Here is an 8,960-nt window from a genome sequence, read left to right on the forward strand (position 1 = left end):
TGCGCGGCCCGCCGGGCCCGCTGGCGGGCGGCGGCGGCCGCGCTCACATCGACGCTGGTGTACATGACCGATCCGCTCATGGCGTCCCCTCCGTCTCGGCTCGTTCCTCGTCCACTTCCCGCTCCGACCGGTCCGCTCCGCCGGCCACGGACCGCGCCTCGTTCAACGGCCGGACGGCGTACCCGAGTTGGCCCAGCCGGTTCTCCAATCCCGCGCGGAAGCCCGGCGCGGTGGGCACCCCCGCCCAGGAGAACGTGCCGCCGGCGCCGACGGACACCTCGATGCCGGCGCTGGTGTCGGCGCGCTCGGCGATGTCGGCGTACCGGTCGCTGAGCGGCAGCAGCCGTTGGTTGTCCGAGCCCCGCCACAGCAGGTCGCCGTGGCGGGCCTCGACATACGGGCCGTCCACCAGCAGGTCGAGCCGGTCGAGGAGCGCCCGCTGGGCCAACGTGCCCCGGCGCAGCGCCTCCAGCCGGAACCCGGAGTACGCCATCGCCGAAAGCCCGGGCCGGCGGGCGCGCGCCGCGTCGAGCAGCTCGGCGAGCGCGCCGGCCTGGCCGAACGGCTCGCCGCCGGAGAGCGTGACGCCCTCGATGTCCGGCAACTCGGCCAGCCAGTCAGCGAGTTCGGCGACGGGGCGCAGCTCGCCGCCGGAGAACGGGAGGGTCTCCTCGGCCAGGCAGCCCCGGCAGCGCAGCGGGCAGCCCTGCACCCAGATCACGGCGCGCCATCCCGGGCCCAGCACGCCGCACCGGTCGAGGACCCGGCTGATCCGCAGGGTTCCGGCGGCCTCGGCCCGGTCGTTCGGCGCGTTCGGCCCGGCTGACTCGTTCGGCTCGTTCGCCTCGCTCGGTTCAGGCATCGCGGCACCCGCCCCTCCTGCTCTCGTGGCTCGCCACCGCGCCCCGCCGGTGGGTGCCACGCGCGGCGGCGGCGCGCGGCTCGTTCGCCTCCGGCCCAGCGTGCGCCGCCGGCTCCGCGTTCCCGGCCGGCTCCGCCTTCGTTCGCCGGCGCGGGGCCGGCACCTCCCGTGCCAGCCGGGCCCGTTGGTCGCACCAGGGGCACCAGGGGCGGTCCACGCTGTGCCAGTGCCCCGGGTCCCGCCCGCACGCCACCAGCCGCCCCGGCGCCAACTCCCGCCGCAGCGCCCGCGCCCACTCCGCCGGCGACGGTCGGACGGACGGGTCGCGGCGACCGGCCGCGTCGAACGCCCGCCGGAACAGCCGGGAAAGACCCGCCGGCAGCAGGTCGAGCGGCGGGGCGAAGCGCGGCAGCACCACCGAGGCCCGGTCGACGAGGCGGCAGCGGCCGCGCAGCAGGTTGTCGTCGAACGAGACATAGGGGCTGCCGTCGGCCGGGTGCCCGTGGAACGGGTGCAGCCCGTCCATCAACAGCTGGTGCGCCAGGACCGCCAGCACGAAGCTGTCCGAGGCGCGGTCGGGCAGCGTTTCGCTGTCCACGCACTCGGGCGCCGTGTAGCCGGCGCTGCGCATCCGGCAGGGGAACGTCTCGCCGCCGTCTACGAACTGGAGCGAGTCGACGTCCGCCAGCGCGACCGCGCCGGCCGCGTTCACCCACAGGTTCTCCGGCTTCAGGTCCCCGACGACATACTCCTCGGCGTGCAGATCGGCGAGGAGTTCCGCCAGGCTGGCGGCGGCGCGCAGCCCGGTCGCCCAGGTCGCGGCCGGCAGGTGTTCGCCGCGGGCGGCCGGCGACAGCAGGCACTCCAGCGGCTGGTGGGTGACGCGCAGGTCGGGCATCAGGCAGCCGACGGCCGTGCCGCGCGCCGTGGTGACGATCTCCAACGGCCAGGCCAGGCGCGGTGGTTGGCCGGCCGGCAGCAGCCTGCTGGTCCTCGGTTCGCGGGCCTGCCGCAGCAGGCGGTCCAGCCGGCGCCGGTAGGCGGCCGGGTCGCGCGGGCGCGGCACCACCTTGGCGACCAGGCCGGGCGCGCGGTGGACCGCGTACACCACTCCCTCGGAGCCGCTGCCCACCTCCTCGGTCAGCAGCCACTCGCGGCCGGCGCGCGACCGCACCCTGATCGCCATAATCAGCCGCCCCCGAACGCCGGCACGGTCGGGGCCACCGGCACCGCCGCCCCCGTTGCCGTGGTCACAGCAGGTCAACCTCCAGCTCGCGCAGCGCGCGGCGCTCCTCCGCCTCCCGCGCCACCTCGTCGTGGACCTCGCCCGACGTGGTGACCCGGCCGACCCGGACCGAGCTGCGGACCAGGAACTTCAGGATCTCCGTGAAGTTCACCCCCTCCAGCATCAGCGTGCCGCGCGGCGCCAGCACCTCCAGCAGCTCGCGGTCAGCGCCGCGCACGCCGATCGCCAGGAAGACGCAGTCCTCCGGCGGTCCGGCGGCCTCGACCGCGCGCAGCCGGCCGGCCATCGGCGCCAACTCCTCGGCATCCAGGGGACGTCCGTGCTCGTCGCTCGGCGCGCCGTCGGTCAGGAGCCACACCAACGGGCGCAGCACCGGCACCCGTTGCTCCGCCAGATGCCGGCGGCGGCCTGCCGCCAGCCGCAACGCGACGTCGAGGGCCGGCAGTAGCGCGGTGTAGCCGTCGGCGCGCAGCTGGGGCGGCTCCAGCTGGCCGACGGGAACGAAGTCCCGTGCGGGGTCGGCGTGTTCGGCGTCCACCAGCGCGCCGGCCACCGGGTCGAGGACCCGCACCTCGGAGCCGAACGCGACCAGGCAGACCTCGACCTGTTCCCGCATCCGCGCCTGCGCGGCCACCCGCGTGGAGAAGTCGGCCAGGGCGGCGTTGACCTCGGCGATGCGCGGCGCGTCGGCGGGGCGCGCCATTGAGGCCGACACGTCCAACACAATGATGATCGGCTGCCGTTCACAGAGCCCCGAAGGGCCCGAAGGACCAGAAACCCCCGCCGGTCCCGACGCCCCCGGGCCGAACCCGGACTCCTCCGCCGTGGTCATCCCCCGGTCACCTCCTCCGTCTCGCCCTCCCGCGCACCGCGCCCGCCGGCCGCCCGCCGGCCCGGCCACGAGGCTGCCCCGGGCGCGAGGCTGCCCCGGCCGGCGCGGTGCCAAAGGTCCATTGAAGCCGCCCGGGCCGGTCGGCGGGCGGCTTTTCCCGGGCGAGTCCCGGGTAAGTCCCGGTCGCTCGCCGGTCGTCGCGCGCCCGCTCCGAACGCTCAGGCCGCCCCCGGGTTGCCCTGGTGGATGAACGGCGCCCAGCAGACGAGGCGGCTCAGCCGCGTCCGCTCCGCCTCCCGCCGCAGCCGGCCGACGACGCCCGGCGGGGGCGTGCGCGCCGGGTCGAGCATCCACAGCTGGGCGGCGCGCAGCGCGTCCGGCGGCGCCAGGCCGCCCGCCGTCAACCGGTCGTGGAAGACGGCCATCAGCAGCGCGGCGGCGCCGTCCGTCGCGGTCCAGCGGGTGCCCACCGCGTCGGTGGCACCCCGCGCGACAAACGCCGTGGTGAGGGTGAGCGCCTCGTCGTGGTCGCGGGTGCTCAGGTCCGTCTCGCAGGCGCTGAGCACGACCAGCGGGCCTGACTCCCCCGCGCCTGACTCCCCCGCCTCGGGCCCCACGGTCTCCGGCCCCACGGTCTCCGGCCGGCCGCCGGGCCGGTCCAGCACCCGGGCCACCGTCAGCCGGCCGGCCAGTTCCAACGCCGAGACCGTGGGCCTGGCCCCGGCCGAGCCGTGCGAGGCGATGTGCAGCAGCGAGGCGGCGGGGCCCGCGCCGCCGGGCAGCACGGACAGCAGCTCCTCCGGCGTCCCCCGGCCCGCCACCGGTACCTGCTCGTCCGCCAACTCCCCGTACAGCGACGCCCGTTCATAGCAGGCGTCGCGCAGCGTCGTCACCTCGTCCACCGCCCACAGCAGCCGCAACGTCGGATCGGCGACCAGCACGGGCCGCCCGGCGGGCGGGACGCGCCGCCGCCCGGCCGCCGCGCGGAACTGCGCGCCGGAGGCGGCATAGCTGAACACCGCGCGCTTCAGGGCGTGTTGGCCGCCCGGAAGCCGGGCGGCGTGCCAGGGCACCACGCCCAGGTCGCCGCAGGAGACCAGCACCAGACGGGGCGGCGGCGCGTCGGCCGCCCGCCCCGGGCCCGCCTCCACCCAGTCCAGCAGCGGCCCCATCACCTCGCGCCCCGCCCAGTCGCAGACCTCCTCCAACGCGGCCTCCCAGGCGGCCTGTTCGGCCGGCTCGCCCGGCCGCTCGGAGCGACGCGCGGCGGCCGAGAGGTAGTCCTCGACCGGCCCCAGCGCGCCCCGTTCCAACCCGGGGAGTCGCAGCGCCCGTTCGGCGCCCGCCTCGCGCCCCACCACCAGGGCGGCGCCGGGCAGCAGATACACCAGGGCGTCGGCGCCGCTGGCCGCCACCGCCCCGGTCAGCTCGGGCAGGCCGGGCACGGCGAGTAGTTGGGTCAGTTCATCGCCGAGCGCGGCGAGCGCCCGGCGGCGCAGCGCGCCGGGAACCACCGTGTCGGGGCGGCCCAGTTGGGCCAGCAGCGCCTCGGGCCCCTGGGGCCGCTCCCCGCGCGGCGCGCGCTCCGCCCGGCGCCACTCCTCGGCCAGCTCCCGGTGGCCCAGCGCCGCGAGCCGCTCGGGCACGCTCGCCGAGGCGGTCGCGGCGCGCAGCACCAACGCCCGGCCCGCCTCCAACGCGGCCACGGCCTGCGGCAGTTGGCCGGCCCCGATCGCCCAGGAGGCGACGCGCAGCCCCTGGCTGACGCCGTTCCTCGCCGCCCGCAGCCCGTGTTCGGCGCCCACCTGGATCAGCACGTCCTCGGCGACCCGACGCAGGGAACGCAGCCCCGCTTCGATCGCCGCCCGGGTGTCGACCCGCACCCGTTCCTCGTACAACTCGGCCTGACGCCAGGAGAGTCCGGTGCCGCCCATGCCGCCGGGGTCGTCCTCCAGCTCCTCCTCCGCGCGCACCACCTCGACGATCGCCTCGTCCAGTTGGGAACGGAGGCCGGTCATCGCGTGGGTGGCCGCGAGGACTTCGGCGAGCGCCCAGCGCAGCTGGGTCCGCTCCCCGGGGAGCGGCTCCTCGCCGATCTCGCCGAGGGCGGCGCGGGCCCGTTCGGCCAGCCCGGTGAGCCGCGTGGGGTCCGATTCCACGACCGCGCCGACGGCCAGCAGGCCGGGGAGCGAGCGGCCGAGCGCCGCGTGCAGGGGGCCGGGCAGGGACCGTTCGCGCACCACCCGGTCGTAGACGTCGAGCGCCTCCCGCACCAGGCGCGGGTCGCGCAGGCGCACGGCGCGTTGGCTGTGGGCGATGGCGATATGGGACAGCACCATGCCGTAGGCCGGGTGCGCCTCGCCGATGCGTTCGGCGGTCGCCCGGAGTTCGGCGAGCGTCGCGTCGAAGGTCCGGGAGAACTCCTCCTCGTCGCCCTCCTCGGCGACCTGGCTCAGGCGGGTGGCCAGCAAGGTCGCCCGCAGCAGCACCCGCGGTTCTTCGGTCGTGTCGTCGCCGGCCGCCGCCGTCGTGCCTGAGCCGGCCGGCTCGGGCACGAGGGCGGCCAACGCCTCCAGCAGCGCGTCCTGGTCCTGGCGGCTGCCTCCCTGCCAGAGGGAGATCATCGGGAGCAACGGGACCAGCAGCGAGGCCAGCTCCGGATCGTCCTCGCCGAGGCGCTCCAACAGCGCCCCGGTCTCGGCGAGCTGTTCTGAGCCGCCGGTGCGCATGGCCAGCGCGGCGGAGCCCAGGGCGGCGAGCACCGGCTCCAGCCGCGCGAACACCGCGCCGGCGCCGCGCCCCTCGGCGGTCAGCGACTCCGCCACCTCCCGCATCCGCTCCGCGCCGGCGAAGCCGGGCTCCGCCGACCCGCCCAGCAGCGCCATGAGGGACGCGAACCCCTCGACCCCGGCCATCTGTTCGGCCCCGGCGGCCGGTCCGGCCCCGGCGGTCTCGGCCGCCGGGTCGGGCGGCGGGTCGCTGCCCGGCGAACGGTCGTCGCCCGGCGGACGGCCGGCGTCCGGCGGCTCGTCGTTCTCCACCGGCTGGTTGAGCGGCTGTTCCGGGAGGCCGCCGAAGAGCGTGCGCATCGAGGCGAAGATCTGCCTCCCACGTTCGCCGTCCGGCAGCGTCTCGGGCATGGTCTCCCCGGCGCGCTCGGCGGCGTGCGCCGCGTCCGTGGTGGTGCGGGAGGAGAAGAGCGACTGCGCCATCGAGACAAGCCAGGTCAGGTGGGTCAGCGTCCCGGCGAGATGGTCGGGCACCTCGGCGGAGCGCAGGTCGGGCAGCAGGCTCTCCAACTCCGCGAAGACCGCCCGGAGGCGCGGGCTGCCCGGGTCGAGGCCGAGCCCGGGCGTTCGCGCCCTCGGCTCGTCCGCCCGGGGCACGGCCCCGCCGCCGGCCGGCATGGCCTGGGCCGCCGGCATCAGCAGCGAAGCCAGCATCCACGCCGTGCTCACCCGGTCCTCGGCGCCCAGCCGCGAGGGCCCGTCCGTTCGGCGCGCCGCGCGCAGCATCCGGATGGCCCGCTCCCGGTCGCGCGCCCCGTCCTCCCCCTGCTCGAAGCGCGAGCGCACGATGTGCCGCAGCCCGTAGAGGCAGCCGAGGCGGGCCCGGATCGTCGCCGCCAACGGGTCGCCGGGCTCCAGGTTCCGGGCGGCCTCGGCGAGTTCGAGGATGGTCGGGTCCAACTGCGCCCGCCGGCGCGCCCCATCGCCCGGACTGCCGCGCTCCCCCGTGAAGAACGGCCGCACCATGCCCTCCGAGCGCACCAACGCCTCAGCGATCCCCACCCTGTTGCCCTCCCCGTTTCCCCGTTCCGCCGGCCCCTGCCCGAACACCCTTCCCAGCCGTGCTCCGTTTCTCGCCCCCTTCGCCGGGCGTTTACCGGTCAACTTCCGGTCTCCGACGCGGGGTTGCCGGGTGCGGCGCGCGCGGCTGGTCTTGGATGGGGAGATCCGGAGGGCCGGAAGGGGGCGCCGCGATGGGAAACGACGACGACGGCGAGCGGGGTGTGGCGCCCGGGGTGCGCGCCTGGGCGGAGATCGTGGTCAGCCAGGCCGATGTGCTGCTGCGCGGCGGGGGCGATGGGCTGGACCAGGCCGCCGAGCAACTGGCCACCATCGAGGGCTTGTTGCCCGAGGGCGACCCGCTCAGGGCGGTCGTCGTGCCGCGCCTGGCGCTGCTGCTGGTCCTGCGCGACGACGAGGGCGACCGCGAGGCCGCCCTGCCGCATCTGCGCTGGACGCACCAACACCGTTCGCACGGCGACCCGTTGGCGGTGCGGGCCCGCCTCGCGCTCCTTCGCGAGCTGGCGCCCTCCGCCGAATCCGTGACCGAACCGCTGCGGGAGAGCGCCCTGTTCGGGGCCGGGCACGAACCAGTCGCCGAAGCCCTGGGCCGTCATCGGGAGGAGATCGAGGCGATCCTGGACCGCCTCGACGCCGCCCCGCTCGAACCCGTCCTGCGCACGCGCCTCGGCTTCTTCCGGCGGCTGATCGCCCAGGCGGACGCGGGCCGGCCCGACGCGGCCCCCACCGATCTCGCCGGCGCCGCGCCCGGGGGCGTTGGGGCGGCGTTCCGGATGCTGCTGGGGACGCTGGGCGACGCGGCCGGGGCCGGGGAGGAGGACTTGGCCCGGCAGGGCGCCACCGGGCCCGAGCAGCTGCGCATCCTGCTCGCGAGGCTGGACGGGCTGCTCGACTCGCTGCCCCACACCGCCCCGGACCGGGCCGAGTTGGCGAAGCTCCGCTCCTATCTTCGGCTGCTGCTGAGCACCCTGGACCCGGCGGCGCCGGCCTGGGGCGAGGCGGACGCGGCCGACGCCGAGCCGGTGACCGGGGACGGCCCCGGCCGGAGCTGGCCCGGCCGCGCCGAGCAGGAACGCGCCCTCGCCGCGTCCGGCGACTATCTGCGGGCCCTCCGCGAGGGCGATCCCGCGCTGCTGGAACGCGCGGCGGCCGCGATGCTGGAGGCCGTCGAGGCGCTGCCCGAGGACAGCCGGGAGGGCCAGCTGGCGCGGACCCAACTCGCCGGCGTGCTCGGGCAGGCGGGGCGGCTCTCCGGCAGCCTCCAGGACTCCGACGCCTCGGCCGCCCTCACCCGCGCCACCCGCGCGGTGCTCGACCGCGACCGGCGCGGCCCGCTGCCCGACGCCTCGCCGCTCAACGTTCAACTGGCCGTCGACGCCGCCTTCCTGGAGTTGGATCTCGCGAGCAGGGAGGGCGACCCGGCCGTTGCGCCCCGGCTGATCGGGGAGTTGGGCCGCCTCCACGAGGCGCTGCCGCCCGAGGACCCGATGCGCCCGGTGGTGGCCCTCGTGCTGGGCCTGGCCCACCGGCAGCACGCCCTGCGGGCGGAGGGCGGGGAACGAGCCCAACGGCTGGGCCGGGCCCGCGCGTTCCTGCGGGCGGGCGCGGCCGCGACCGGCGGCCCTTTCGCGCACCTCCATGTGCTGCGGCGCGCCGTGGTGCTGGCCCAGGTGTCCGAGTTGGAGCCCGACCGGGAGGCCGCAGACGAGGCGATCGCCGCGCTGCGCACGGCACTTGAGGGGCCGGGGCTCGTCCACGGGCAGGAGGCGGTGCTGCGGTTCCTGCTCGGCCAGACGCTGCTCCGCGCGGCCCTGCTCGGCAACGACGCCGAGGCGCTCGACGCCTCCGTCACCGAGCTGGAGCGCGCCGACCGCCTCGCCGCCACCGGCTCAGGGGCGCTCCGCAGGTCCGACGCGCTGACCGAGCTGTCGAGCACCCTGCTCGCCCGCCACCACATCGGCGCGCACATCGGCGCCGACCCGGAGCGGGTCCGCGCCGACCTGACCGCCGCGCTGGCGAAGGGACATGCCGCGCTGGTCGAGAGCGCCGAGGACGTGCTGCTCCAACTGGGCGCCGAACACGGCCTGTTGGTGGCCCGCGCGGGCGCGGCCCACGGGCGGCGGCTGGCGCACGAGGCGGCACACGCGGGCCGCGCCGCCGAGGCCGTGGCGGCGCTGGAGCTGGGCCGTTCGATGGTGCTGCGGGCGGCGG

Annotated in this window: 4 protein-coding genes and 1 pseudogene; 1 reads left to right on the forward strand and 4 read right to left on the reverse strand. The window is 77.0% G+C overall.

Going from position 1 to position 8,960, the window contains the following annotated elements:
- Positions 1 to 76: 76 nt before the first annotated feature.
- The 4 genes from EBN88_RS26195 to EBN88_RS26210 all read right to left on the reverse strand — a co-directional run bounded on the left by EBN88_RS26195 (position 77) and on the right by EBN88_RS26210 (position 6,731).
- Positions 77 to 862: a 4Fe-4S single cluster domain-containing protein gene (locus EBN88_RS26195; RefSeq protein ID WP_122399528.1), complete on the reverse strand. Its 786-nt coding sequence runs from the start codon at positions 860 to 862 to the stop codon at positions 77 to 79.
- The gene (locus tag EBN88_RS32480) at positions 855 to 2,048 is read right to left on the reverse strand and encodes a protein kinase domain-containing protein (RefSeq protein ID WP_267902608.1); all 1,194 of its coding nucleotides are present in this window, start codon (positions 2,046 to 2,048) and stop codon (positions 855 to 857) included. The genes EBN88_RS26195 and EBN88_RS32480 overlap by 8 nt, the downstream gene beginning before the upstream one ends.
- Positions 2,049 to 2,112: 64 nt before the next feature.
- On the reverse strand, positions 2,113 to 2,823 hold the full coding sequence (locus EBN88_RS26205) for a vWA domain-containing protein (RefSeq protein ID WP_147472852.1): 711 nt from the start codon (positions 2,821 to 2,823) through the stop codon (positions 2,113 to 2,115).
- 335 nt (positions 2,824 to 3,158) lie between these two features.
- Positions 3,159 to 6,731: a CHAT domain-containing protein gene (locus tag EBN88_RS26210; RefSeq protein WP_147472853.1), complete on the reverse strand. Its 3,573-nt coding sequence runs from the start codon at positions 6,729 to 6,731 to the stop codon at positions 3,159 to 3,161.
- Positions 6,732 to 6,922: 191 nt separating this feature from the next.
- On the opposite strand from EBN88_RS26210, the pseudogene EBN88_RS26215 reads away from it, so the two are divergent.
- Positions 6,923 to 8,960: pseudogene (locus EBN88_RS26215) on the forward strand (hypothetical protein); the annotation flags it as partial.

The sequence above is a fragment of the Streptomyces triticirhizae genome (genome assembly GCF_003696235.1).
GTDB lineage: Bacteria > Actinomycetota > Actinomycetes > Streptomycetales > Streptomycetaceae > Streptomyces > Streptomyces triticirhizae.